At 57.3% G+C, this 22,906-nt stretch carries 21 protein-coding genes; 10 read left to right on the top strand and 11 right to left on the bottom strand.

What is annotated here, in order from left to right; translation table 11 throughout:
• Window positions 1–56 precede the first annotated feature (56 nt).
• On the top strand, window positions 57–1,535 hold the full coding sequence (locus CHR62_RS01645) for a GGDEF domain-containing protein (protein ID WP_093969757.1): 1,479 nt from the start codon (window positions 57–59) through the stop codon (window positions 1,533–1,535).
• On the opposite strand, the gene CHR62_RS01640 is transcribed toward CHR62_RS01645, so the two are convergent.
• Window positions 1,532–2,737 carry an MFS transporter gene (locus CHR62_RS01640; RefSeq protein WP_123659791.1) on the bottom strand — a complete coding sequence of 402 codons (1,206 nt, stop codon included), beginning with the start codon at window positions 2,735–2,737 and terminating at the stop codon, window positions 1,532–1,534. The genes CHR62_RS01645 and CHR62_RS01640 overlap by 4 nt on opposite strands.
• Before the next feature lie 169 nt (window positions 2,738–2,906).
• Between CHR62_RS01640 and CHR62_RS01635 the strand changes: the two genes are divergently transcribed.
• A complete protein-coding gene (locus tag CHR62_RS01635) occupies window positions 2,907–4,358 on the top strand; it encodes an aldehyde dehydrogenase (RefSeq protein WP_123659790.1) in 1,452 nt (483 codons plus the stop codon).
• A gap of 78 nt (window positions 4,359–4,436) precedes the next feature.
• Here CHR62_RS01635 and CHR62_RS01630 read toward each other — a convergent pair whose 3' ends face one another.
• The 3 genes from CHR62_RS01630 to CHR62_RS01620 all read right to left on the bottom strand — a co-directional run bounded on the left by CHR62_RS01630 (window position 4,437) and on the right by CHR62_RS01620 (window position 7,232).
• The gene (locus CHR62_RS01630; protein WP_370318025.1) at window positions 4,437–5,108 is read right to left on the bottom strand and encodes an OmpA family protein; all 672 of its coding nucleotides are present in this window, start codon (window positions 5,106–5,108) and stop codon (window positions 4,437–4,439) included.
• Window positions 5,109–5,196: 88 nt separating this feature from the next.
• Window positions 5,197–6,219, bottom strand: a complete 1,023-nt coding sequence (locus tag CHR62_RS01625; RefSeq protein WP_123659789.1) for an amino acid ABC transporter permease — start codon at window positions 6,217–6,219, stop codon at window positions 5,197–5,199.
• Window positions 6,216–7,232: an amino acid ABC transporter permease gene (locus CHR62_RS01620; RefSeq protein ID WP_123659788.1), complete on the bottom strand. Its 1,017-nt coding sequence runs from the start codon at window positions 7,230–7,232 to the stop codon at window positions 6,216–6,218. The genes CHR62_RS01625 and CHR62_RS01620 overlap by 4 nt, the downstream gene beginning before the upstream one ends.
• A gap of 110 nt (window positions 7,233–7,342) precedes the next feature.
• Here CHR62_RS01620 and CHR62_RS01615 point away from each other — a divergent pair, with 110 nt between their 5' ends.
• The 3 genes from CHR62_RS01615 to mutY are packed head-to-tail and all read left to right on the top strand — an operon-like array spanning window position 7,343 to window position 10,038.
• The gene (locus CHR62_RS01615) at window positions 7,343–8,014 is read left to right on the top strand and encodes a cell division ATP-binding protein FtsE (protein ID WP_093969762.1); all 672 of its coding nucleotides are present in this window, start codon (window positions 7,343–7,345) and stop codon (window positions 8,012–8,014) included.
• On the top strand, window positions 8,011–8,919 hold the full coding sequence (locus CHR62_RS01610) for an ABC transporter permease (protein WP_123659787.1): 909 nt from the start codon (window positions 8,011–8,013) through the stop codon (window positions 8,917–8,919). Before CHR62_RS01615 ends, CHR62_RS01610 begins: the two co-directional genes overlap by 4 nt.
• Window positions 8,920–10,038, top strand: coding sequence for an A/G-specific adenine glycosylase (gene mutY / locus CHR62_RS01605; RefSeq protein WP_123659786.1), 1,119 nt, complete (start codon window positions 8,920–8,922; stop codon window positions 10,036–10,038).
• On the opposite strand, the gene rodA is transcribed toward mutY, so the two are convergent.
• The 5 genes from rodA to CHR62_RS01580 are packed head-to-tail and all read right to left on the bottom strand — an operon-like array spanning window position 10,007 to window position 15,567.
• Window positions 10,007–11,146: a rod shape-determining protein RodA gene (rodA, locus tag CHR62_RS01600; RefSeq protein WP_123659785.1), complete on the bottom strand. Its 1,140-nt coding sequence runs from the start codon at window positions 11,144–11,146 to the stop codon at window positions 10,007–10,009. The genes mutY and rodA overlap by 32 nt on opposite strands.
• Window positions 11,143–13,056 (bottom strand): penicillin-binding protein 2, encoded by a 1,914-nt coding sequence (gene mrdA / locus CHR62_RS01595; RefSeq protein ID WP_123659784.1) that lies wholly within the window; start codon window positions 13,054–13,056, stop codon window positions 11,143–11,145. The genes rodA and mrdA overlap by 4 nt, the downstream gene beginning before the upstream one ends.
• A 21-nt stretch (window positions 13,057–13,077) precedes the next feature.
• Window positions 13,078–13,635, bottom strand: a complete 558-nt coding sequence (mreD, locus tag CHR62_RS01590; RefSeq protein ID WP_123659783.1) for a rod shape-determining protein MreD — start codon at window positions 13,633–13,635, stop codon at window positions 13,078–13,080.
• A complete protein-coding gene (gene mreC, locus CHR62_RS01585; RefSeq protein ID WP_093969768.1) occupies window positions 13,625–14,500 on the bottom strand; it encodes a rod shape-determining protein MreC in 876 nt (291 codons plus the stop codon). Before mreC ends, mreD begins: the two co-directional genes overlap by 11 nt.
• A gap of 23 nt (window positions 14,501–14,523) precedes the next feature.
• The gene (locus tag CHR62_RS01580; protein WP_093969769.1) at window positions 14,524–15,567 is read right to left on the bottom strand and encodes a rod shape-determining protein; all 1,044 of its coding nucleotides are present in this window, start codon (window positions 15,565–15,567) and stop codon (window positions 14,524–14,526) included.
• 188 nt (window positions 15,568–15,755) lie between these two features.
• On the opposite strand from CHR62_RS01580, the gene gatC reads away from it, so the two are divergent.
• The 3 genes from gatC to gatB are packed head-to-tail and all read left to right on the top strand — an operon-like array spanning window position 15,756 to window position 19,062.
• Entirely contained in the window at window positions 15,756–16,064 is a 309-nt protein-coding gene (gene gatC / locus CHR62_RS01575; protein WP_123659782.1) for an Asp-tRNA(Asn)/Glu-tRNA(Gln) amidotransferase subunit GatC, read from the top strand.
• 20 nt (window positions 16,065–16,084) lie between these two features.
• On the top strand, window positions 16,085–17,608 hold the full coding sequence (gatA, locus tag CHR62_RS01570; RefSeq protein WP_123659781.1) for an Asp-tRNA(Asn)/Glu-tRNA(Gln) amidotransferase subunit GatA: 1,524 nt from the start codon (window positions 16,085–16,087) through the stop codon (window positions 17,606–17,608).
• Window positions 17,608–19,062: an Asp-tRNA(Asn)/Glu-tRNA(Gln) amidotransferase subunit GatB gene (gatB, locus tag CHR62_RS01565; RefSeq protein ID WP_123659780.1), complete on the top strand. Its 1,455-nt coding sequence runs from the start codon at window positions 17,608–17,610 to the stop codon at window positions 19,060–19,062. Before gatA ends, gatB begins: the two co-directional genes overlap by 1 nt.
• Here the strand turns inward: gatB and pyrE are convergent.
• Window positions 19,059–19,730: an orotate phosphoribosyltransferase gene (pyrE, locus tag CHR62_RS01560; RefSeq protein ID WP_123659779.1), complete on the bottom strand. Its 672-nt coding sequence runs from the start codon at window positions 19,728–19,730 to the stop codon at window positions 19,059–19,061. The two genes, gatB and pyrE, sit on opposite strands and share 4 nt — an antisense overlap.
• Before the next feature lie 207 nt (window positions 19,731–19,937).
• Between pyrE and CHR62_RS01555 the strand changes: the two genes are divergently transcribed.
• Both CHR62_RS01555 and CHR62_RS01550 read left to right on the top strand, forming a co-directional pair.
• Entirely contained in the window at window positions 19,938–20,342 is a 405-nt protein-coding gene (locus tag CHR62_RS01555; RefSeq protein WP_123659778.1) for a DoxX family protein, read from the top strand.
• A gap of 37 nt (window positions 20,343–20,379) precedes the next feature.
• On the top strand, window positions 20,380–21,177 hold the full coding sequence (locus CHR62_RS01550) for a class III extradiol ring-cleavage dioxygenase (protein ID WP_123659777.1): 798 nt from the start codon (window positions 20,380–20,382) through the stop codon (window positions 21,175–21,177).
• Here CHR62_RS01550 and CHR62_RS01545 read toward each other — a convergent pair.
• The gene (locus tag CHR62_RS01545; RefSeq protein WP_123659776.1) at window positions 21,174–22,775 is read right to left on the bottom strand and encodes a serine hydrolase; all 1,602 of its coding nucleotides are present in this window, start codon (window positions 22,773–22,775) and stop codon (window positions 21,174–21,176) included. The genes CHR62_RS01550 and CHR62_RS01545 overlap by 4 nt on opposite strands.
• Window positions 22,776–22,906: the final 131 nt, after the last annotated feature.

Raw genomic sequence — 22,906 nt, 5'->3', positions numbered from 1 at the left:
CACGGGGCCTGTTTTTTTTGGTTACCATGCTGTCCAGCACAACTCCGGAATTCGTCATGCAGCCAGGCAATACACAAAACAGCCAAGCCGACACCTGGGGCACTACGCTGCCCGCCTTTTTCGAGATCATGCCCAACTCGCTGTGGCTCGAAGATTACAGCCAGCTGTTCGAGCTTTTCGCCCAATGGCGGGCAACTGGCGTGTCTGACCTGCGTGCCTACCTCGAGGCCGACGTCAGTCGCGTCGCGGCGTGCTCCGCCTGCATCAAGGTTTTGCTGGTCAACCAGAAAACGCTCGATATGTTCAAGGCGTCTTCATTCGACGAGCTGGCCAGCAGGCTTGGCGAAGTGCTGCGCGACGACATGCTCGAGGCACATATCGACGAACTCGAGCAGCTTTGGGTGGGTAACGAGCAATTCGAAAGCAAGAGCGTCAATTACACACTCGAAGGTGAGCGTCTCGACGTGCTGATCAAAGCCGTTGTACTGCCCGACCACCAAAAGCGCTGGGACCGCGTCCTGGTGTCGCTGGACAATATCACCGCACTCGAAATCGCCCACGCGCAAGTCGCCCAACAAGAGCGTTATGCCACCGGCATTTTCGAGTACGCGCCGGTATCGCTGTGGGTAGAAGATTTTTCGCGCATCAAGACACTGCTCGACGAAGTCCGCGGACGCGGGATTACCGACTTTCGCACCTTTACCGACGTCCATCCCGATTTCGTTGAACAATGCATGACCGAAATCCGCGTACTCGACGTCAACCAGTACACCCTGGATATGTTCAAGGCAGGCAGCAAGTCAAACTTGCTGGCTCATTTACCCGATGTATTCCGCGACGAAATGCTGCCTCACTTTCGCGAGCAGCTCATCGACCTATGGGAAGGCAAACTGTTTATGCAGCGCGAAGTACTGAATTTCGCGCTTGACGGCAGCCCGCTTAATATCCACCTGCAGCTTTCGGTGTTTGCCGGGCACGAAGCCTCGTGGGACCTGGTTTTACTGGCGTTAACTGACATTACAGCGCGCAAGAAAGCCGAAGCCTATCTCGAGTACCTGGGCAAGCACGACGTCCTGACCAAGCTCAAGAACCGGGCGTTCTTTGTCGACGAACTTAACCGGGTTGAACGTAAAGGGCCGTTTCCAGCGACTGTGATCATGATCGACCTGAACAACCTGAAAGAGGCTAACGATACCCACGGTCACGCTGCCGGCGACGCGCTTTTGCGTCGGGCGGGCGAGGTATTGGCGCAGGCTGCCGGCAAAAACTTTCATGCCATGCGTATCGGCGGCGACGAGTTCTCGATTGTCATGCCAGGCGCCACCGAAGAAGAACGCGAGCTGTTGCTTGAAAGCATTGAGAAACTGATTGAACTGAACAATCAGTTTTATTCCGGACCACCTCTGCAAATGGCGATTGGCTGGGCGCTATGTCAAAAAGGCGAACGCATCGAAGCCGCGTTGCGCGAAGCCGATCGCATTATGTACGAAGACAAAAGAAAGTTTCACGAGCGAAGAAAAGTCAGCCGAAGCTAGGCTCTCCGATGCAGCACCAACGCAGAGGCTGTCAGTAACACCAACAACACCGCCGTTACCGCGCTATACGAAAAAATGGCCGACGCCAGCCCAATGCGGTCGGCCAGCAAACCTAAGGCCACGACAGGCACCGATGCGCCGATGTAGGTAAACAAGAAAAACGTCGATATATTCGCCGAGCGCCGATGTTCGTCGGCGTACTGTCCCACAATCATGGCCGAATACATAAAGCCAAATCCTTGCCCCACGCCAAACGTGATCATGCTGAAAATCAGCACCCACACGTTGTGCGAGATCATGCCTGCCATAAGGGCCAGCACACTTAGCGCAAACGCAAACATACCCATGGCCTGACCCACAAAGGGCGCATGCCTGGTTTGCGTCATTTGAACGGCCAGCGATGCGACCGACATAAACAAAAACGCCACGCCAACCACTAGCGGCCCTTGCCATTCGAGTTCGAGGGCGGGCAATAAAGACGGGACCAGCGACGCAAACATGCACCCCACCGCGAACGTAAAAAACCCGCCGACACACCCCTGTAAAAATGGAATACGCCGCCCAGCGCCCGGTAACGCCACTTTGGGCAGTACCGACAAGGGCGGGCGCACACCCACAGGCCCGGCCAACTGATGGCGCGAGCGCAACACAACGAAAAGCGTTGTCACAGCAAGCACCAGCACAAATACGTAGGGCAACACGAGTGGATACACATTGAACTGACCAATCACGCCGCCCAGCACCGGCCCCAACCCAAAACTGACCGTTACTGCCGTGGAGTTAACAACGGCAGCTTTGCGCTTGTCGCGATCGGGATGCGACTCGCCCATGGCCAGCGCAGCTGTGGTCATTAGCATGCCATTGCCTATGCCAATCAGTACCCTGGCCGCCAGCAGCATGGGTACCCCGGGCGCCAGCATCGACATGACCAAGCCCACAATGAGCGTGACCAGCGCCGTGACAACAATAGGAAAGCGTCCAAATGTATCCGACACCCGGCCAAAACACAGCAAACTAGCAAGTACACACGCCATATAGGCGCTGAACACATAGCTCAGCTGACTGGGCGGAATATCCCAGGCCCGCTCGTACAAAGGGTATAGCGGCGTAGGCAGCGAGCTGGTTGCAAAGCATAGGGCAACAGTTGCGGTCACCCCGGCAAACCCGCCCCAACGATTCAGCAACGATGTCAGAAAGTGCATGTGTACATCCGAAAATGGGCTGTACCGATTATAGAGACCTCGAGGCAATTGCCAAACCAACAATCAACATTGAAGAGTTACACTTGGGAGGTCGCGAAACATGATGAGCTGGCCAGGTTGTGTGCGGCCCTTCGTTTCGCGCCCATACCACCCATTACGGAGTCCCCTTATGACCACCATCTCACTGTTAATCAATGGCAAGAAACAGGCGGCAAGCAACGGCGCAACCTTCGAGCGCAAAAACCCGCTCGATGGCAGCGTAGCAACCACTGCCCCGGCAGCAACCGTCGACGATGCCATTGCCGCCGTAGAAGCCGCATCGCGCGCGTTTCCGGCGTGGGCCGCCATGGGCCCCGGCGAGCGTCGGGGTCTGTTGCTCAAGGCAGCAAAGGCCCTCGAGGCCCGTACCGACGACTTCATCAAAGCTGTCGCCGAAGAAACCGGCGCTTCTGCCATGTGGGCAGGCTTCAATGTTCATTTAGCCGCCAACATGCTCATCGAAGCTGCATCGCTTACCACCCAGATCAGCGGCGAGGTTATCCCGTCAGACGTACCCGGCAACTTGGCCATGGGCGTGCGCCAGCCTGCGGGCGTCGTGTTGGGCATGGCCCCCTGGAACGCACCCGTCATTTTGGGTACCCGAGCCATTGCCGTACCATTGGCTTGCGGCAACACCGTCGTCATGAAGGGCTCTGAGCTTTGCCCCGCCACGCACGGCCTCATCATCGAAGCGCTTCAAGAGGCCGGCCTGCCCGAAGGTGTCGTCAACTTTGTCACCAATGCCCCCGCCGACGCCGGCCCCATCGTCGAAGCCATGATCGCGCATCCGGCCGTTCGCCGTGTCAACTTCACCGGTTCGACGCGTGTCGGCCGAATCATTGCAATGGCCTGCGCCAAGTACCTTAAACCTGTCGTCCTCGAACTCGGCGGTAAAGCACCTCTGGTCATCCTCGACGACGCCGACATCGAAGATGCCGTCAATGGCGCCGCCTTCGGTGCTTTTGCCAACTCGGGGCAAATTTGCATGTCCACCGAGCGCATTATTGTCGACCAAAAAATCGCCGACGAATTTGTCGCCAAACTCACAGAAAAAGCGCGCAACCTACCATTGGGTGACCCACGCAAAGGTCCCGTTGTCTTGGGCTCGGTTGTCGACATGTCGACGGTCGAACGTTGCAACGCCATGATTGACGATGCGCTGGCCAAGGGCGGCAAACTGCTGTGCGGCGGCAAAGCCACCGATACACTCATCCCCGCCACACTCATCGACAATGTCACCCCCGACATGAAGATCTACAGCGAAGAGTCTTTCGGTCCTGTCAAGGGGATCGTCCGGGTCAATGGCGTTGAAGAAGCCATCCGCGTGGCTAACGACAGCGAATATGGGTTGTCGTCAGCTGTGTTTGGTAAAGACGTCGCCCGTGCCTGGCAAGTTGCCGCACGCATTCAGTCGGGCATTTGTCACATTAATGGCCCCACTGTTCATGACGAAGCCCAAATGCCTTTCGGTGGCGTCAAAGACAGTGGCATCGGCCGCTTCGGCGGTAAAGCAGGTATCGAAGCTTTCACCGAGTTGCGTTGGGTATCTATGCAAACCACCCCACGCCACTACCCGTTTTAAGCCTTACCAGGCTGTACAAAAACAAACTGCCCCGCAATACGCGGGGCAGTTTGTTTTGAAAAGACACTACCCGCCAGACTAGCGCACAGCGTACAAGAAAAGTTCGACACGCCGATTCATGGCACGGCCTTCGGGCGTACTGTTGTCGGCAATAGGGTTGCTGGGGCCACGGCCTTCAGACATCAGGCGCGTACCCGAAATGCCCCGTGCTGCAATGTAGTCGGTCACCGCACGCGCCCGATTCATAGACAGCGTTTGGTTAACCTGCGCCGTGCCCGTGCTATCGGTGTAGCCAATTGCCTTAGCCCGTAATTCGGGGTGCTGCGTAAGGGCACGGGCAACGCTGTCGAGCACCGGCAGCAATTCGGGCTTGAGCGCATATTTACCGGTGTCGAACGACACATGGCTGGGGATAAGCACCTTGAGCGTGCCATCAGGCATTTCGACAACGTCGACGCCCAGGCTGGTGGCGCCCGACTGCTGCACATCGTTCTTGATGCCCGTCCAGTTATAGCCAGCAATAGCGCCAGCTACCGCACCGATACCGGCACCAATCAGCGCCGCTTTGCTGCTGTCGCCGATAATCGCGCCCAACCCTGCACCAACGGCAGCACCAGCGCCTGCGCCAGTCGCCGTGCGGCCGCCCTGACTCATGCCTCCCATGGTGTCGTTGACCGCAGCGCAGCCCGTAAGCAGCGCGGCAATACCCACCCCTGCAATCACACGATTCAATCGCATAGACACGTTCATATTGTTCTCCTTTTTGACAGGACGAACCCGCCCTGATCGCCATTCATACTACCAAGGCTCGGGCAATGACGTTGTTACAATTCTATTCTCAGGTTTGCCAGTGCCTTTCAAGCGTCCGGCTATAACGCGACATGGCGTAACAGAACACAAAATAGATTGCCGCGATAAACAGGTAGGCCTCGGTGCTGAAACCTTGCCACTGGGCATCGGCCAACGCAGTCTTGGCGGCCTGAGTCAGGTCGAAAATACCAATCACGACCACCAGCGATGTATCTTTGAACAAAGAAATGAAAATACCTACCAACGGCCCGACAACGGTGCCAAGCGCCTGAGGCAGGATGATGTTGTTCATTTTCTGCCAATAACTCAACCCCAGAGAATCGGCCGCAGCGTATTGCCCGGGGGACACCGCCTGCAAGCCCCCGCGCACGGTCTCGGCAATATAAGCCGCAACAAACAGCACGATGGCCAGTTGCGCGCGTAACAGCTTGTCGATACTGACGCCTTCGGGCAAAAACAAGGGCAACATCACCGAAGCCATGAACAACAAACTGATCAACGGCACGCCCCGAATCAGCTCGATGTAGGTAACGCACAATACGCGTACCGCCGGCATGTCGCTGGTGCGGCCAAGTGCCAGCAACACACCTAACGGAAACGCCAGCCCGACACCAAAAACCGCCAAAACAAGCGTTAATGGCAAGCCACCCCATAACCGGTTCTCGACCCAGCTCAGGCCGAACACTCCGCCCCACATCAAGACGCCGACCAGCACCAAGACAGCCAGCCACACCAACGCCAACCATTTGCGCCAGAACGCGCGCACGCAGCTGAACGCCACCAAAGCGACCAGCAAGACACTGGCCAGCAAAGGCCGCCATTGCTCGTCGTATGGATACACACCAAACAGAATCAGGCGATATTTATGTGCAATAAACGACCAGCACGCCCCGCCAGCCTGGCGACATCCTTGGGCGTCGGTTGCGTTAAAACTGGCGCTTAACCACAGCCAATCGAGCGCGGGAGGCACAAGTGCCAGCAACAAACCTGCGCACAACACCGTCAGCAAGGTATTGAACGGGGTGGCGACAAGCAGGTGCAGCCGGCTCATCGGCCCGCCACGCGCGCCAGACGGCGGTTGTACATATTCATCAGAAAGGAGATCGACACACTGACGCTAAGGTAGGCGGCCATGATGATCAATACCCCCTCAATGGCCTGCCCCGTTTGGTTGATAGTGGTGTTAACAATCGAAACGATGTCCGGATAGCCAATCGCCACGGCCAGCGAGCTGTTTTTGGTCAAGTTAAGATACTGGCTGGTCATGGGGGGCACCATAATGCGCAAGGCCTGAGGCAATACCACCTGCCTTAACACCTGACGCTCAGACAACCCCAAAGCCCGCCCTGCGGCCCACTGCCCTTTGCCCACCGCCTGTATACCCGAACGCACGATTTCAGCCACAAAGGCCGAGGTATACAACACCAGCCCCAGCAGCAACGCCAGGAATTCGGGGCTGACGGTAATACCCCCGACAAAATTGAACCCCTGCAAAGCCGGCACACTGAAGCTCAGGGTATTAAAGTCGAAGCCTGGCAATACTAGCCCCCGGTTCGATAGAAAAACGCCCGGCAGCACGGCAATTGCCTGACGCGGGCCGGGCGCCGCCTCGGTAATCAGGGCGTACCAGAAGAACAGCTGCAGCAGCAGCGGCACATTGCGCATGACCTCGATGTAGGTGCGTGCCAGCCACGACAACAACGGGTTGACCGCCAGGCGCGCCAACCCAACAAGCAGGCCTAATATCGTGGCCAACACCGCACCGATAGCGGCAACCTTCAGCGTATTCGCCAAACCCACCCAAATGGCGCGCGCGTAGGTATCAGCAGGGCGATAGGCCAACAGCGATTCGCTAATCGCAAAGCCCGCTTCGTGGTCCAAAAAACCGAACCCCGTCGCCACATTGCGAGCCTCGAGATTATTTAGGGTCGTGACAACCAGATAGGCGCAGGCCGACGCCAGACCGGCCACCAGCAGCACCTGATAGACCAATGCGCGAAACCGGGCGTTATGCCAGGACACAAAGCCTTTGAGCGAATTGAACCGAAAAGACGACACAGCCATTAAAAATCAGCACCGATTAGGAAATTGCCGATGGGCACAATATCATATTCACTTAGAATACCCGGATTACCCAACGGGTCTAATCAACAGGTTACCCATCGCTGTTCACCATGATTGAGTTTCAGCACGTTTTCAAGTCTTACGGTCGCAGCCGGAACATCCTTGCCGACATCAATTTCCGCGTTGATGCGGGCGAGTTTGTGTTCGTCTCGGGGCCATCGGGTGCAGGCAAATCTACCCTGCTCAAGCTCATTGGCGGGCTCGAACCCCCCAGTCGCGGCAGCATCACCGTAAATAACCACCGTATCGACAAAATGCCCAGCCGGGCCAGGCCCTACCTACGACGGGCAGTTGGCGTTATTTTGCAAGACACCCACCTGCTGTTTGACCGCTCGGTCATGGCCAATGTGCTCCTGCCCCTTACGGTCGTGGGGCTGGAACAGTCTCAAGCGGTCGCCCGCGCCCGCGCCGCCCTCGAAAAAGTCGGGCTGTCTGGCAAAGAAGACCTGAACCCCATTGAAATGTCGGGCGGCGAACAACAACGCCTGGCCATCGCTCGGGCTATCGTCAACCGCCCCGCCATCCTTATTGCCGACGAACCCACCGCCAATCTCGACCACGACAGTGCAACGCGTATTATGGACGTTTTCCGCGACTTCAACCGGGTAGGCGTCACCACCCTGATCGCATCCCACGATACGGCCCTGATGGCCACTTACGCCAACCGCACCCTGCAAATTACCGCTGGCCGCTTTGCTGACTTCAAAGGGGTAATGGTATGAAACGCTGGTTAAGGCAACATCGTTACGCGTTAGCTGTCGCCATCAGGCGGCTTTGGCTGCATCCATTCTCTTCAGTGGCCAACCTGCTGGTTATTGCGCTCACACTGGCGTTACCCATCTTGGGCGCAAGCTTTTTGGCCGCGGCGCAGCCTGTCGTCAAGCAGGTGTCCATCTCGCCCGAAATCACCCTGTTCATGGCGCCCGATGCCCAACGCGGGGCCTCCGAGTCTGTCGCCAAAACGCTCGCCAACGACTATAAAGAGCATATCGAAGCCACACGTCTGGTGCCTCGCGAACAAGCTTTGGCTACCCTGAAACGCAATCCGAACTGGGCAGACGCGCTGACCGTGTTGCCGGGCAACCCCTTACCCGACGCCATTATCGTCACCCTGAAAAACACCGACGACCTGACGGCAAAAACCACCACTCTGACCGCCGCCTGGAAAGCCCTACCCGGCGTGCACAGCGTTCAACACGATGCCAACTGGGTCCAGCGCTTGGCGGCTATTCTCGACTTTGTTCGCATTGGTTTAGGCATGCTGGCCGCCGGTGTCGCCTTGGTTGTACTGGCCACCGTCTTTAATACCGTCCGCATGCAGGCGCTTACCCAGCGCGAAGAAATTGCAGTGGCCCGCCTGGTGGGCGCCACCGAGTCGTTCGTGCGGCGCCCCTTTTTGTATTTGGGTGCGCTCACAGGGGCCTTGGCCGGCGTTTGCGCCATTGGCATTGCTTCGGTCGCGCTGCACCCACTGAATCAGGCCATCGCCAACCTGGCCAACAGTTATGGCACGCAGATCCGACTTCAACTCCCCGATGGTCTGTGGCTATCGGGCTCTATCGTCGGTGTGGCTGTTTTGGCTGCATTGTCGGCGCGCTGGTCTGTGACCCGAAACACCCGGTTCTAAATGTCGTCTTGCCCTCAGTCTTACCCTGCACAAAACCTGTCAGCCTTCGTCACCACCATCATCCAGTGGCAAAAGCAGCACGGGCGCCATCACCTGCCCTGGCAAAAAACGCGCGACGCCTATCGCATCTGGCTGTCCGAAATCATGCTGCAACAAACCCAGGTGTCAACGGTTATTGACTATTACCAGCGGTTTCTTGAGCGATTTCCGACGCTGCAGGATCTTGCTCAAGCCGATCAAGCGCAGGTCATGCCCTACTGGGCGGGGCTGGGTTACTACGCGCGCGCACGCAACCTGCATAAATGTGCCCAGGCGGTGCAGGCAGACCATGGTGGAAGCTTTCCTGAAGACCCAGAGGTGATCGCTACCTTGCCGGGTATTGGGCGCTCTACCGCAGGCGCGATCGCTGCGTTTGCTTATGGCGTGCGTACGCCCATCATGGATGGCAACGTTAAGCGCGTATTCACCCGCTATTTTGGTATCGCTGGCTATCCGGGTAATACCAAGGTAGAAAAAACATTGTGGGCCCTGGCACATAATGTTCTTGATGCAGCCCCGGCCACCCTGGATATCGCCGCCTACACGCAAGGCCTGATGGATCTGGGCTCGGGCCCGTGCGCCCGCCGGAACCCTTCCTGCGAACAATGCCCGCTTTCGCAAAGCTGCCACGCCCGCATGCACGGGCTTCAGAATCAGTTACCGACACCAAAGCCGCGGGCCGAAGTTCCCGTCAGGTCGTGTCACATGCTGATTTTGCTGAACGATGACGCCGTTTTACTAGAACAGCGGCCAGACTCGGGGATTTGGGGCGGCTTATGGAGCCTGCCTGAATTTGACAGCCCGACTGCGCTAGCGGCTTACTGCGTACAGCGTGGCGTTGCCACAGCCCCTCAGCGCATGGGTGGGTTACAGCATGTCTTTACGCATTTCAAGCTCGACATCACGCCCTGGCAGGTCAATGCCACAAGCCCCACTACCAGCGAAGCCGAACCACAAAGACAATGGTTTGACCTGCAACATTGGCCCGCGCTGGCCTTACCGGCCCCGGTTAAAAAAATACTTGCGGGGCTGGCACAACCGTCTTTAATTAGCGCGCCAACTGCGCCCGATGTCGGCTGATACTCATCAACAAGCCGCTGGCAACACCAAGCGTCAGCAAGGCCGTCCCCCCGTAACTCATGAAGGGCAGGGGCACACCTACAACGGGTAAGATGCCGGTCACCATGCCAATGTTCACAAACACATAAACAAAGAACATCATGGCCATAGCGCCCGCCAGCAACCTGCCGAACTGTGTTGTGGCCCAGGCCGAAATAAACAGGCCGCGCCCAATCAACAGAAAATACAGCACAAGCATCAAAATACCGCCATACAGGCCAAACTCTTCGGCATAAACGGCAAAGATAAAATCGGTCGTGCGTTCAGGAATGAAATCCAGGTGCGTCTGCGTGCCTTCCATGTAGCCTTTCCCATACACGCCACCCGAACCGATCGCAATCATAGACTGAATTGTATGGAACCCTTTGCCTAAGGGGTCTGTGCTGGGGTCGAGCAAGGTGCACACCCGATTCTTCTGGTATTCGTGCAGCACCACCCAATCAAGCCCCGGCTGACAAATGTCGTGCTCGAAGTAGATTAGCGCCGACAGCCCCACAACCAACGCAATACCTGCCGGCACCAGCAGCTTGAATGACAAGCCCGCAAAGTACATAACGAAAAAACCCGACATCAACACCAGCAGCGCCGTGCCCAGGTCGGGTTGCTTGACGATAAGCACGAAAGGGATCGCCAGCAAAATGCCGGCCACGATGAAGTCCAGAAAACCGAATTTGCCTTCTTTACGATGAAAATACCAGGCCAACATCATGGGCACCGTAATTTTCAGCATTTCGGAGGGCTGAATACGTACAACACCCAGATCAAGCCAGCGAGTCGCCCCCTTACTGGTTTCACCAAAAAACTCAACCCCCAGCAATAACAGCACGCCGAAAACGTAGAGCAATGGGGTCAGACGCATCAGGAGCCTGGGCGGCGTCAAAGCCGCTACCCACATGGCAAAAAAGGCCAAGGCAAAATTTCGGGCCTGATCGGCAAAGCGCCAGTCGGTGCCACCGACGGCCGAGTGCATGATCACCAACCCAAGCACCCCCATGAGCACCAAAATGCACAATAAGGGCCAGTCGAAGGCTAAAACGAGGCGCAACACCCATTGTCCCAGACGTTTCATTGCCCTGCCCCAGCAGTGACACCGCGACGATCGGATCGTGCCTTCTCATCGGGCGATACGGGCTTGACGTAATCGCGCAACCAGTAATCGAAAGCCTTGCGCGCGATGGGTGCGGCCACGGTTGACCCCCACCCACCGTTCTCGACAATGAGCCCGATGGCGATTTTCGGGTTTTCGGCCGGCGCATAGGCCATGAACAACGCATGGTCGCGCAGGCGTTCGTCAATGGCCTCGGCGTTGTACTTGGCACCGCGCAAACTGTAAACCTGGGCCGTACCCGTCTTCCCTGCCGCCTGATAGGGCGCCCCGGCAAACGCGCGACGAGCCGTACCTTCGTTGACCACGCCCGCCAGCGCCTTGGTAATGACCGCCAGATTTTCGGGCTTAAGCGGCACTTTATGCGATGGTTCTGTTACGGTTTTTTCAAGCAACCCTGTCTGCGCGTTACGAACAAGATTGACCAGGTGAGGCTTCATGTAAACCCCGCCATTGGCCAGCACCGCCGTCGCCTGAGCGAGCTGCAACAAGGTAAACGAGTTGTACCCTTGCCCGACCGCTACAGATACCGTCTCGCCGGCATACCAGCGCTGTTGCTCGGGTTTACGAAATGCCTGCCGTTTCCAGTCGGTCGACGGCAAGATGCCTTTTTTCTCGCCATCAAGGTCAATACCCGTCATTTGCCCAAAGCCGAATTGCCGACTGAAATCGTGCAAGGCATTTACGCCCATTTCGGGGCCCAGCGAATAAAAATACGTATCGGAAGAGACCACCAAGGCGCGATGAATATCAGTCGGCCCATAGGCCACAGACCCCGCATTACGAAAGCGCTGCCCCCCAAATTCGAAATAGCCGGGGTCTGATATGCGTTGAGTTGGCGTACGCAGGCCCATCTCGAGTGCAGCCAGTGCGACGAACGGTTTGTAAGTCGAGCCAATGGGATAAGTACTGTAGAGCGGGCGATTAATGAGTGGGTGATCGGGTGACTCATTGAGCTCGCGCCAGTTATCGACGTCGATGCCGTCGATGAACAGATTGGGGTCAAACGAAGGCGCCGACACAAAAGCCAGGACCTCGCCCGTCTGGGGCTCGATAGCCACAAAGGCTCCCCGTTTGCCCTTGTACTCTTCTTCAATCAGCTGCTGCAAACCAATGTCGAGCGACAACACCAGATCGGCCCCCGGAACCGGATCATCGCGATGCAAAGTGCGCACGGGGCGACCTGTCGCCGTCACCTCGACTTCTTCAAGTCCCGTCCGACCATGCAAGGTCGACTCCCAGGTTTTTTCTATCCCTTTCTTGCCGATGTTCTGAGTGCCACGATAATTGCCCAGTTGGTCGGTCTCTTCTAAGTGCTCGAGATCGGCTTCAGAAATACGCCCCACATAACCTAAGACATGGGCGGCAGTTTGCCCATGCGGGTACTCCCGCACCCAACGCGCGCTTAATTCAACACCATCAAACTTGTAGGCGTGTGCGGCGAACCACGAGGCCTCGGTTTCGTTGAGATTATTGCGTACTGGAACTTGCGCGTACCGGCTGCTTTGCTGCACCAACTGGAAAAACCGTTTACGCTGCGAAGGGCTGATATACACCAACGCAGACAGGTTATCGAGCAACTGATCAAGGTCTTTAACCTGGGCCGGCGTTACTACAAGCGTGTAATCGCGGTAATTGCGGGCCAGCACGACACCGTTTCGGTCGAGAATTTCGCCGCGACGCGGCGGAATAGGCACGACGGCAATACGGTTTGCATCGGCACGTGCAGCCAACCCTTCGTAGCGTTCGACCTGCAAATGCCACAGGCGCGCGACCAGCAACCCGAAACACACCAGCACCAGCGCGGCAGCAACACAAAGACGCAGCAACAAACGGCGCTTTTGGGCTTGCGAGGTTTTTTTGAATTCAAACATGTGATGCGTGCAAAGACGGCCTCAGGCCGTCCCCGACTCGACTTCATCGTGCAACCGATTGGGCAGATAGTGCAGCAAAATGTAGGCAATGGGCCAAAGCGCAACCGTAAACAGGGCCGACCAGAACCATGACCAACCTACCCACTGCCCCGCCAACCAGGCGCTGATCAAGGCGTATACCGCCTCGGATACCACAAAAACAGGTAACAAATGCAAAGCCTGAACAACCGCATTAAAACGGGCCAACCGGCGGCTTAACACCACGGTTCCGTACGCAACCAAACCGTACACCAGAGCCTGCCCGCCCAAAGGGCCAGCATCATGAACATCCATGAGCAAGCCAAATACGAATGCGGTAAACAGACCAACACGCCGTGGTTCGTAGAGACACCAGAATGCAATAACCAGCAGAAGTAAGTCGGGCGCGGGCAGCCACAGGCGCCACGACAACAGCGACACTACCCAGACCAGCAAAATTGAGATCCACACCAGCCATATACTGGCTGGCCCACCGAACGAACGGGTATCGAGTGGCTGCAGAGAGCTTAACGAACGAGGCGTTGTATTACTAGGGCGCATTGTCACCCTCGGCATTGGCCGCGGCACGGGCGGCCTCGGTACTTAAAACAAGAAAATGCCGATAACGCTCAGGGTGCGACGACGGCGTAACAAGCGCAACGGCAAAACCGCTGACCGTATCGTGTCTGACTTCGTCGACGCGACCTACCGCCAGACCTGCTGGGAAAAGCCCGCCAATACCGCTGGTCACCAACGTATCGCCCGGCTGAATATCGGCATTGGCCGTTAAATAACGGACTTCAACCTTACCTTCAGGGTTACCGCCAAAAGCAATAAGCCGCAGCCCGTTGCGTACGACCTGAACGGGCACCGACACCTTATCGTCGGTCAGCAGTGCAGCTTCGGAAGTAAACGGCGTAACCCGAATAACCTGACCGACCACACCGCCCTCATCGATAACAGGCATACCCGGCGCTATACCGCTGGTCGTGCCTTTATTAAAAATAAGGTGATGATTAAACGCGTTGGCCGGCTCGTAGAGCACCTCTACGGCAATCGACTGCTGCTGACCGAGCTCAGTCACACTAAGCAAACGACGCAACTGCAAATTTTCGGTGGCCAACTGTGCCGCGTGGCTGGACAGTTGCGCCAACTCAATGCGTTGACGCTGAAGCGCTTCTTTTTCGGTACGTGCCAGCGTGGCCGCGTTCATCCAGTTATCGACGAGTTCGATAACATCGCGCGGCGCCATAGCCAGCCTTTGAAACGGATAAATGGCCACTGACACCACGCGTCGGACGGGATCGAGCACCGACCAGCGCGCATCGACAAACAGCAAAACCAGACTGAGCAAAACAACAACCAGCAGACGAAATTCAGGCGTTGGCCCACGCTTGAATAACCGGAGAGTTGCGTTTTGCTGCATTGATCAAGGCCGCACCGTCGGTGTTAATCGTAGATGAACACCGTGCCCAGACGTTCAAGGTGCTCAAGTGCCTCGCCGCAGCCACGAACCACGCAGGTTAGCGGGTCTTCAGCGACGATAACAGGCAGACCTGTTTCTTCTTGCAGCAAGCGATCGAGGTCGCGCAGAAGCGCGCCGCCACCAGTAAGGGCGATACCTTTTTCGGTAATGTCAGAGCCCAGCTCTGGCGGTGTCTGTTCGAGCGCGGTTTTGACCGCCGACACGATCTGGTTGAGCGGATCGGTAAGGGACTCGAGAATTTCGTTGGACGACACCGTAAAGCTGCGCGGCACACCCTCTGACAAATTGCGGCCCTTGACTTCGATTTCGCGAATTTCGGCGCCCGGAAACGCGGAGCCGATTTCTTTCTTGATGTATTCGGCGGTGGGTTCGCCAATGAGCATGCCGTAGTTGCGACGGATGTAATTGATGATGGCTTCGTCGAATTTGTCGCCGCCTACACGTACCGAGCCCTTGTACACCATGCCGCCCAGGGAGATCACCGCAACTTCGGTGGTACCGCCACCGATGTCGACAACCATGGAGCCGCTGGCGTCGGACACGCCTAACCCGGCACCAATGGCAGCGGCCATGGGCTCTTCGATGAGGTAAACCTGACTGGCGCCTGCACCGAGGGCCGACTCGCGAATGGCGCGACGCTCGACCTGGGTGGAACCGCAAGGTACGCAAACAATGATTCGTGGGCTAGGCGCAAACATGCTGCCCGGATGCACCATACGAATAAACTGCTTGAGCATTTGTTCGGTCACGGTAAAGTCGGCAATCACGCCGTCTTTCATGGGCCGAATGGCTTCGATGTTGCCCGGCACCCGACCCAGCATTTGCTTGGCCTCGCGACCGACTGCCTGGATGATTTTTTTACCATTTGGGCTGCCGTCGTGGCGGATGGCGACGACCGAGGGTTCGTCGAGCACAATGCCCTTGCCGCGAACGTAAATTAACGTGTTGGCCGTACCAAGGTCGATGGCCATATCGCTGGAGAAATAACTGCGGAGAAATCCGAACATGTGCGCTTAGTCGTAGATAGTTTATTAAAGCGAATTAATCAGCCATCGCGGTTTTGAAGCTTAGCACGCGCCCCACGGGCCCAATTAACAGAATTAGCCGTAAATGATAACTTATAATTCATTTTAGATAGGGCCAGATTCTTGGCCCATTAATTTTTAGTAACCGATCCCTCTACCGGACAATTTCCATGGCCATTACCCAAGACGACGTTACCCGCGTCGCGCGTCTTGCGCGCATTGCACTGTCAGAACAAGACAGCCAAACCATGCAAACCGAACTCAATGGCATTTTGGGCCTGATCGAACAACTGCAAGCCGTCGATACCTCGGGTATCGAACCCATGGCGCATCCGCTTTCTGCCCACCAAGACATTGCCCTTCGGCTGCGCGAAGACACCCCCGCCCCCGCGCATTCGGCGCAGGGTCGCGATGCACTCATGTCGAACGCCCCGGCAAACACCGAAGGCCTGTTCCTGGTGCCCACGGTCATCGAATAAACTCTTACTAAATATTACTCATGTCCACACTTCAAGAATTCGACAGCATCGAAGCCTTGCGTCAGGCCTTAACAGCGCGCAAAGTCAGCGCGGCCGAGCTTGCCAACGCTGCGCTCCAGGCTGTCCAAGCCCAGACAGCGCTGAATGCCTTTTTGCACGTCGACCCTGAACTCACCTTGGCTCAGGCGCGCGCCGCCGACCAGATGCTGGCCGACGGACGGGCGCATCCACTGACTGGCGTCCCCATCGCGCACAAAGATGTCTTTGTCACGCAAGGCTGGCGCACAACGGCGGCCAGCAAAATGCTGGCCAACTACACCAGCCCATTCGACGCCACAGTCGTTAGCAAACTGACGCTGGCAGGCGCCGTATCGGTGGGCAAACTCAATTGCGACGAATTCGCCATGGGTTCGGGCAACGAAAACTCGGCATTCGGCCCCACACGCAACCCGTGGGACACCCGACACGTGCCCGGCGGCTCGTCGGGTGGATCGGCTGCCGCCGTTGCCGCAGGTATTGTGCCGGCAACTACCGGCACCGATACCGGCGGCTCAGTCCGCCAACCGGCCGCCCTTTGCGGCGTCAGCGGCATCAAGCCCACTTACGGTACGGTGTCGCGCTTTGGCATGATCGCCTTCGGGTCCAGCCTGGACCAGGCCGGCCCGGTGGCCCGCCACGCTAAAGACCTCCTCGAGCTACTCGACACCATGAGCGGCTTCGACGAACGCGACTCGACCAGCCTTGAATATTGCGATGGTGTCGCCAATGCGCCCGGCCGTATGCGCAACGAATTTACACAGCACGCCGCCCAGTTCGACGCAAATGGCGCCAAGCCCCTGCAAGGCTTGCGCATTGGCGTACCCGACGAATTTTTCGGTGATGGCCTAAGCGCAGACGTCGCAGCAGCTATCGAGGCCGCACTGCAACAATACGAAGCCTTGGGCGCGACACGCGTCAACATCTCGTTGCCGCGCACCAAACTGTCCATCCCAGCGTATTACGTCATTGCACCGGCCGAGGCATCCAGCAACCTCTCGCGCTACGATGGTGTCCGTTATGGCCATCGCACCAGCCAATACGGTGACCTGGCCGACATGACCAGCCGCAGTCGCGCTGAAGGGTTCGGTCCTGAAGTGATTCGACGCATTATGGTGGGTACTTATGTACTGTGCCATGGCTACTACGACGCCTACTATCTGCAGGCACAACGAGTGCGCCGCATGATTGCCAACGACTTCCAGCAAGCCTTTGCCAACCAGTGCGATGTCATCATGGGGCCCGTCACACCGACGGTCGCCAAACGTATTGGCGACAACCGCGACGACCCGACCGCCGACTGGCTGGCCGATATCTACACCCTGGGCGTCAGCTTGGCGGGGTTACCGGCAATGTCTATCCCTTGCGGGTTTGGCGGTACCGAAGGCAAACTGCCCGTCGGCTTGCAAATCATTGGCAACTACTTCCGCGAAGGCCAGATTCTGGCCATTGCCGACCGCTTCCAACAGGTCACCGACTGGCACCAACGTAAACCGGAACAGAAATAATGGAATGGGAAATTGTCATCGGGCTTGAAACACACGCCCAGCTATCGACGGCCTCCAAGATATTTTCAAGCAGCAGCACCAAATATGGGGCGTTGCCCAACACCCAGGCCAACGAGATCGACATGGCGCTACCCGGCAGTCTGCCGGTGCTCAACCGCGGCGCTGTCGAACGCGCGATTGCATTCGGCCTAGCAGTGGGGGCACACGTGGCGCCGCGCTCAATTTTTGCGCGCAAAAACTATTTTTATCCCGACCTGCCCAAAAACTACCAAATCAGCCAATTCGAGATTCCGGTTGTCCAAGGCGGCGAGATCCGCTTCTTTGTGGGCGACACCGAAAAGACGGTGCGCCTGACCCGTGCCCACCTCGAAGAAGACGCGGGCAAATCGTTGCACGAAAACTTTACCGGCCCGCACGGCGAATCCTCTACAGGTATTGACCTGAATCGCGCCGGTACGCCATTGCTCGAAATCGTATCCGAGCCCGAGATGCGTTCGGCGGCCGAGGCTGTCGCCTATGCCCGCACACTGCATAGCCTGGTCGTCTGGCTGGGCATTTGCGACGGCAATATGCAAGAAGGCTCTTTCCGCTGCGACGCCAACGTTTCGGTGCGCCCGAAGGGGCAAGCCGAGTTCGGCACGCGCTGCGAAATCAAAAACCTGAACTCGTTCCGCTTCCTTGAGCGCGCCATCGTGTACGAGGCCCAACGCCAGATCGAGCTGATCGAAGACGGCGGCAAAGTGCGCCAGGAAACCCGCCTGTACGATGCCGACAAAGACGAAACCCGCAGCATGCGCAGCAAGGAAGACTCTGACGACTATCGTTACTTCCCCGACCCCGACTTGCCACCGCTGGTTATTGCCCCCGAATGGGTTGAGCGCGTCAAGGCCGGTATGCCCGAGCTACCAAGCGCCAAGCGCAAACGGTTCGAGTCTGACCTGGGCCTGACCGGCTACGACGCAGCACAGCTAACGCTGGACCGCGCCTTTGCAGACTACTTCGAAGCCACAGCAAAACAACTGCCAGAAGGCCAGGCCAAACTGGCCGCAAACTGGGTCCTGGGCGAAGTTTCTGCGGCACTGAATCGCGACGAAATCGGGATTGAATCCATTCCTGTTTCAGCCGATGCCCTGGCCGGCCTGATCAAACGCATCATCGATGGCACGGTGTCTAACAAAATTGCTCGTGATGTGTTTACCGCGATGTGGGCCGGCGAGCACAACGGCAATGCCGATGCCATCATCGAAGCCAAGGGCCTGAAGCAAATCAGCGATACCGGCGCCATCAGCAAAATGGTCGACGACGTTCTGGCCGCCCATCCCGCCATCGTCGAAGAATACCGGGCGGGCAAACAAAAAGCCTTCAATTCGCTGGTTGGCCAGATCATGAAGGCCGCCAAAGGCAAGGCCAACCCGCAGCAGGTCAATGACCTGCTGAAAGAAAAGCTGGGTTAAACGCCGTATTTCTTGCGGTAGGCCGCGACAGCGTCGCGGTGTACCGCAAGCTCAGTGCTGTGCTCGATAAGCGCCATGATATCGGCGAGTGATGCAATGCTGACCACCGGTATGCCGTAACGGTTCGAGACCTCTTGCACGGCCGAATGCGGTGACAAGGCATCGTCCGGTCCGGCCCGCTCCATGCGATCGAGGGCAATAAGCACTGCTGCCGGTTCGGCGCCTGCCGCCTTAATAATTTGCACCGACTCGCCCACCGACGTACCGGCCGTGATCACGTCGTCGATAATGACAACTTTACCCTTTAGCGGTGCGCCCACCAATACACCACCCTCACCGTGATCTTTGGCTTCTTTACGGTTAAACGCAAACGGGATATCTCGCCCTTGCATGGCCGGATGCTGTGCCAATGCCACCGACGTGGCAGTAGCCAACGGGATGCCCTTGTAAGCCGGCCCGAACAACATATCGAACTCAATGCCCGAATCGACCAGCGCCTGTGCGTAAAACTGCGCCAGACGCCCTACCGACAAGCCGGAGTTGAACAAGCCGGCATTAAAAAAGTAAGGGCTGAGTCGGCCAGACTTGACCTTGAACTCGCCAAAACGCAAAACGCCTTGTTCGAGCGAGAACCGCACAAAGTCGGTACGTGTGGTGTTTACAGACATGATGGACCTGGAAAATAAACGGGAAAAGCAACATTATCGTGCATAAGTGGCCTGCCTTGCCCCACGACCCCTTTGCCTTCTTATAAACTGGGCACGTGATTCGACACCGAACAGGCCGGCATCACAGGTCGCAGAATAATTTTTTGTCTTGGCTTCACGGTTTGCTGTTCGCAGTTGCTCTTTCTCTTTCTCTTATAAAGGAAAACCATGGATAACACCTGCACACTCTGGGCGCCCCGTGTTCTGGGCATCTTACGTATCGTCAGCGGCTACCTGCTGTTCTGGCACGGCTCGGCCAAGCTATTGGGCATACCCCATATCGCCATGTTCGATAACCTGCAGCTTTTTTCAATTTACGGCCTGGCCGGCATTATTGAAATTGTCTTTGGCATTTTGCTGCTTATTGGCCTGTTTACGCGATTTGCCGCTTTCATTGCCTCGGGCTTTGCCGCAGCGGCTTATTTCATGGGCCACGTCGCACCCAAGGGCGACCTGCTATTGCCTATACTTAACGGCGGCGAAGCAGCCACGCTGTTCTGCTTTATTTTCTTTTATATTATTTTTGCGGGGCCAGGCGCCTGGAGTGTCGACGGTTTAAGAAAAGCAAACTGACACGGCAGGCCCACCCGCACACTGCACGAGAACCACCATGACAATGCCCGTTTACTATATTTCGCACGGCGGCGGCCCCTGGCCCTGGATGCCTGAAGCTGCAGAACGCTACGCTATTCTGACAGCTGCGCTGCAAGACATCCCGAACCAGTTGCCGCGCAAACCCAAAGCCATTGTCATGGTCTCAGCACACTGGGAAGCCGACGGCGGCTTCTTAATTATGGGCAATCCGAAGCCGCCCATGTATTACGACTATTACAACTTCCCGCCACACACCTACGAAGTACAGTACCCTGCGCCGGGCTCGCCAGAACTCGTCAAGCAAATCGCCGCGCTACTCGACCGCGCCGGCCTGGCCTGCGCCATCGATTCTGAACGCGGCTTTGACCACGGTACGTTTGTACCTCTGGCAATCATGTATCCAGACGCCGATATCCCGGTGGTACAGGTCTCCCTAGAAACACATTTCGACCCAGAGCTACACCTGGCGTTGGGGCGCGCCCTTGCCCCGCTGCGTAACGAAGACATTTTGATCATTGGCAGTGGTCTGAGCTATCACAACCTGCGTGAAATCCGCACGATTGGGTCTGAACCCTCGGCTCAATTCGATGCCTGGCTGCAGCAGGTCGTGGTCGAAGGCCCGGTGGCAGAGCGCAGCAATGCCCTTAAACAGTGGGAATCGGCGCCCGCCGCGCGACGCGCGCACCCGCGCGAAGACCACCTGCTACCCCTAATGGTTGCGGTAGGCGCAGCCGAAAACGAAGCCGCGACCTGTGTACACCACGAGGTCACCGCATTCGCAAACATTACCGCATCCAGCTTCCGGTTCGGCTAATGGGCGGCGCTTGTGCGCTGCCACTGGCCCAGCCCATTCCCGTTTAGATATTCAACGACAAAGCCTTGGGCGACTTTGCTGCCCGACATTCGATCAAACTGAACTGACGACAGCGACCCCTTGGCTTCATTCTCGGACACCGGCGCAATGGCGAAGGTGTCGCCATCCCAGGGCTTGAGCTCTGCATTGAGCCCCCCGGGGCCCAAGGCCAGATACAACGATGCCCCCCGCGCTGTAATGGTAGCCGGGCCGTAATACTCGTTGTGATACGTGCCCACATACGCGGTCGGGTCGCTCGCCGGCCGAACCGTTACCGGCGGTTGCTGGCCCACCAGATCGCCAACCGGCTCAAGCAAGCCCTGAAACAAGGGTTGATAAGCACTAAACCAGTCACGCAAAGGTTTGCCGTATTGAACGCGATCGGTAAATTCAGCGGCGATGCTTTCGGCGACCCCCACCGGGCTGCCGTTGGTGAGCACCACAATACCCACATTGGCCGAGGGCAACAGGCGATAGTGCGTACCTGTGCCCAGCAAGAACGCCCCCGAATGGCTGACAAGCACACGGCCGTTAGGTTCGATACCCACGTTGAAGCCATAACCATAAAACCCTGGGCGGGCCTCAGCTGTAGCCATCGGCCCACTGAACGCCTGAGGTTGGGTCGCCTGTAAAAGCGCTTCGGCGGTGGCCAATTGCTGCCCCTTGTACCGACCCGAAGCCAGCATGAATTTCATCCAGTTCGCCATATCGAGCACATTGGACGACACGCCGCCAGCCGGCGACTGTGCATCGGCATTGCGATCGTAAAGCGCCTGAAACCGACCCTCTTCAAATGCATGTTGCACTGCCCGATTCGAACGCCCGATAAAGTCGCGATGACGTGCGCTGGTTGAGGTCATGCCCAGCGGCTGAAACAAGGCGCTCTGAATAAGCGACTCCCATGACGTGCCCGCAGCGGCTGCAACCGCCGCAGCTGCCGTCGTCGTGCCAAAGTTGGCGTAATGATAAGAGGTGCGAAAGTCGTCGAGCGGCAACAAGTGCAGGCGCGAAAGAATTTGCTCGCGCGAGTACCCAAGGTCTTCGAGATCGTCTCCGGCCGCACCAGGCAAACCAGAACGATGGGCCATGAAGTCGCCGATAGTTGCTGTTTGACTGACGTAATTGTTGGCCAGCCTGAAGCCCGGCAAATACTTGACAACCGGATCGTCCCAGTGCACTTTGCCCGCGCTGACTTGTGTGGCAATCAGTGAGCCGGTCAACGATTTTGACAACGACGCGATAAGAAAGACCGTCTCGGGGGTAATGGGCTCTGGCTTACCCAACTGACGCACACCAAAACCCTGTGCAAACACGGTATCGCCATTGTGAACCACCGCCACGGCTACGCCCGGCACCTGGCTACGGTCGATAATATTTTGCACAATGGCCGGCAATTCGGCCAACGCCTGCGTCATGCCATTGGAGGCAAGCGCAACTTGGTCGAGACCGGGAAATGGCCCCACATTGATATGAGGTGACGCACTGCGTGCGCTGCACGGCACTGCCAAGGCAGCACAAAGCCCGACGGTTACCAAAAAATTTCGGCGCAAAATGGGCATATCAGGGCTCCTGGGGCAGATGTGTATCAACCGGAAAGTCAGACGCCCATTAAAACGCCTTTAACCGTTGACCAACAAGCCCCCGAAACAAATAGGCCGCTCCAGCCCCGGAAGCAGCGCAGCGCAAGCGG

The organism is Pusillimonas sp. NJUB218 (genome assembly GCF_003788685.1).
GTDB lineage: Bacteria > Pseudomonadota > Gammaproteobacteria > Burkholderiales > Burkholderiaceae_B > Neopusillimonas.
Note: the sequence above shows the minus strand (reverse complement) of the source record. Positions and strands in the feature narration are given on the sequence as shown.

Excerpts from the sequence above, each read along its gene's own strand:
- gatC (WP_123659782.1), top strand. The coding sequence starts at position 15,756 with ATGGCCATTACCCAAGACGACGTTACCCGCGTCGCGCGTCTTGCGCGC.
- CHR62_RS01610 (WP_123659787.1), top strand. The coding sequence starts at position 8,011 with ATGAAACGCTGGTTAAGGCAACATCGTTACGCGTTAGCTGTCGCCATC.
- CHR62_RS01615 (WP_093969762.1), top strand. The coding sequence starts at position 7,343 with ATGATTGAGTTTCAGCACGTTTTCAAGTCTTACGGTCGCAGCCGGAAC.
- CHR62_RS01625 (WP_123659789.1), bottom strand. The coding sequence starts at position 6,219 with ATGAGCCGGCTGCACCTGCTTGTCGCCACCCCGTTCAATACCTTGCTG.
- mreC (WP_093969768.1), bottom strand. The coding sequence starts at position 14,500 with ATGCAGCAAAACGCAACTCTCCGGTTATTCAAGCGTGGGCCAACGCCT.
- CHR62_RS01630 (WP_370318025.1), bottom strand. The coding sequence starts at position 5,108 with ATGAACGTGTCTATGCGATTGAATCGTGTGATTGCAGGGGTGGGTATT.
- mrdA (WP_123659784.1), bottom strand. The coding sequence starts at position 13,056 with ATGTTTGAATTCAAAAAAACCTCGCAAGCCCAAAAGCGCCGTTTGTTG.
- gatA (WP_123659781.1), top strand. The coding sequence starts at position 16,085 with ATGTCCACACTTCAAGAATTCGACAGCATCGAAGCCTTGCGTCAGGCC.
- rodA (WP_123659785.1), bottom strand. The coding sequence starts at position 11,146 with ATGAAACGTCTGGGACAATGGGTGTTGCGCCTCGTTTTAGCCTTCGAC.
- CHR62_RS01645 (WP_093969757.1), top strand. The coding sequence starts at position 57 with ATGCAGCCAGGCAATACACAAAACAGCCAAGCCGACACCTGGGGCACT.
- pyrE (WP_123659779.1), bottom strand. The coding sequence starts at position 19,730 with ATGTCTGTAAACACCACACGTACCGACTTTGTGCGGTTCTCGCTCGAA.
- CHR62_RS01580 (WP_093969769.1), bottom strand. The coding sequence starts at position 15,567 with ATGTTCGGATTTCTCCGCAGTTATTTCTCCAGCGATATGGCCATCGAC.
- gatB (WP_123659780.1), top strand. The coding sequence starts at position 17,608 with ATGGAATGGGAAATTGTCATCGGGCTTGAAACACACGCCCAGCTATCG.
- CHR62_RS01640 (WP_123659791.1), bottom strand. The coding sequence starts at position 2,737 with ATGCACTTTCTGACATCGTTGCTGAATCGTTGGGGCGGGTTTGCCGGG.
- CHR62_RS01550 (WP_123659777.1), top strand. The coding sequence starts at position 20,380 with ATGACAATGCCCGTTTACTATATTTCGCACGGCGGCGGCCCCTGGCCC.
- mreD (WP_123659783.1), bottom strand. The coding sequence starts at position 13,635 with ATGCGCCCTAGTAATACAACGCCTCGTTCGTTAAGCTCTCTGCAGCCA.
- CHR62_RS01635 (WP_123659790.1), top strand. The coding sequence starts at position 2,907 with ATGACCACCATCTCACTGTTAATCAATGGCAAGAAACAGGCGGCAAGC.
- mutY (WP_123659786.1), top strand. The coding sequence starts at position 8,920 with ATGTCGTCTTGCCCTCAGTCTTACCCTGCACAAAACCTGTCAGCCTTC.
- CHR62_RS01620 (WP_123659788.1), bottom strand. The coding sequence starts at position 7,232 with ATGGCTGTGTCGTCTTTTCGGTTCAATTCGCTCAAAGGCTTTGTGTCC.
- CHR62_RS01545 (WP_123659776.1), bottom strand. The coding sequence starts at position 22,775 with ATGCCCATTTTGCGCCGAAATTTTTTGGTAACCGTCGGGCTTTGTGCT.
- CHR62_RS01555 (WP_123659778.1), top strand. The coding sequence starts at position 19,938 with ATGGATAACACCTGCACACTCTGGGCGCCCCGTGTTCTGGGCATCTTA.